Annotated in this window: 2 protein-coding genes; one reads left to right on the top strand and one right to left on the bottom strand. The window is 45.3% G+C overall.

Annotation, left to right across the window (positions count from 1 at the left end; translation table 11 throughout):
* The first annotated feature begins 283 nt into the window (after positions 1 to 283).
* Positions 284 to 1207, top strand: a complete 924-nt coding sequence (locus JFC05_RS12610; RefSeq protein ID WP_227697558.1) for a disulfide isomerase DsbC N-terminal domain-containing protein — start codon at positions 284 to 286, stop codon at positions 1205 to 1207.
* Between the two features lie 20 nt (positions 1208 to 1227).
* Here JFC05_RS12610 and JFC05_RS12605 read toward each other — a convergent pair.
* Positions 1228 to 1423, bottom strand: a 196-nt coding sequence (locus JFC05_RS12605) for a transposase (protein ID WP_198337133.1), incomplete at its 5' end; no start/stop codon positions are given.

The raw sequence follows: 1423 nt of genomic DNA, 5'->3' as shown, positions 1-1423 counted from the left end.
TCACTCTATCCATCCACCCTTTATGCTACAGTCTGAAAATCTTTATCAATATACTTTTTTGAATAATATCCCATTGATTAAAATCATATCTGCGTATGTAATATTTAATCAAATTTTGTCTTTGTTAAACTAAATAGTAAATAGGATGGTCTTTGTGAAACTACCTTTAATAAAAATTGCCAGTTTAGTTAGTATAATAACTTTGGCAACCACCGCCTGTGCTCAGTCTAACGAAGGAGTCACTAGCAACCAAAATATTGAAAATGTAGAAAGAGTTGGCACAATGAATCAATCCATCGACAGCCATTTGCGCCAAGTGCTCACGCAAGCAGGAATCAAGACGCAGATCACCTCTATTGCGCCCTCAAACTTGCCCAATATGTATCAGGTGACTCTTGCAGGACAAGCGCCACTACATATCACTAAAGACGGCAAATACGTCATTCAAGGCGAGCTGCAAAAGAACCCAAGCAAGCGGGTAGTGACCAAAACGTTGCCGCGCAGTCATAGAGAGCAAATAGGCCAACCAGTCAGTGCAGCCGTCAAATCGGCAATGCTTGCCAACATGAGCGCGCTCAAAAATATGAGCCACAAAACACCGTTTTTTTACACCGCTGTACCAGGCGTGATTTGGGGTGCGACTTTGGAAGGCGTGCCTTTTTTACTCTCAGATGATGCGCAATATATCACTGATGGCGAGATATCTGTCATCGAAAACGGTCAGTTCGTGGGTCTGGACACAGAGTTTGAGCAACGCAAAAATCAGTCGGTATTGGCGACTTTGGATGACAAACAGCTGATTCGCTATCCCGCCACCAGTACCGAGAAAGCCGTGATATATGTGGCTGACGACGTCAACTGCCCGTATTGCCGCCGATTGCATCAGCAAATACCCATGCTTAATGCAAAAGGCGTGACAGTCAACGTGATCGGCTATCCGATCTATAAGCAGTCACCCGCGCAAATGCGCGGTATCTGGTGCCAAACTGATGCAAACAGTCGTCGGCAAGCGTTTGATAAAGCCATGTTGCAAGGTGAGATGACGCCCGCCTCTGCCAGTTGTGAGGTCGATCACGTGACGCCAAATCGTGACAAAGCGGCAGGCCTCGCTGTAATAGCGACACCTGCTATTTATCGTGAAGATGGCGTGCTGTATCAAGCAAGTTTCGAGAGTCCTGAGTTTCTAGAGTTTTTAGGCGTAGAGTAATTAACTATAGTCAATTTATTTTAAAATCGAGACAGTGCGACTGATATGACTGACTGAGCACAGTGCTTGATACACTCTCTACTATCGTAGCCCCTGTCTGCAATCACCGCTTTAGTCTGGTTGTTGATTGTGCTACGTATCAACGCCTTTGCTACCTTAGAGTCATGTACTTGCCCACCTGACAGCTCAACATGTATAGGGTTGCCACAAGCATCG

Source organism: Psychrobacter celer, assembly GCF_016107555.1.
GTDB classification, from domain to species: domain Bacteria; phylum Pseudomonadota; class Gammaproteobacteria; order Pseudomonadales; family Moraxellaceae; genus Psychrobacter; species Psychrobacter celer.
Note: the sequence above shows the minus strand (reverse complement) of the source record. Positions and strands in the feature narration are given on the sequence as shown.

What these genes read in the sequence shown, in the direction of transcription:
- JFC05_RS12610 (WP_227697558.1), top strand. Translation starts at nt 284, where the DNA reads ATGAATCAATCCATCGACAGCCATTTGCGCCAAGTGCTCACGCAAGCA.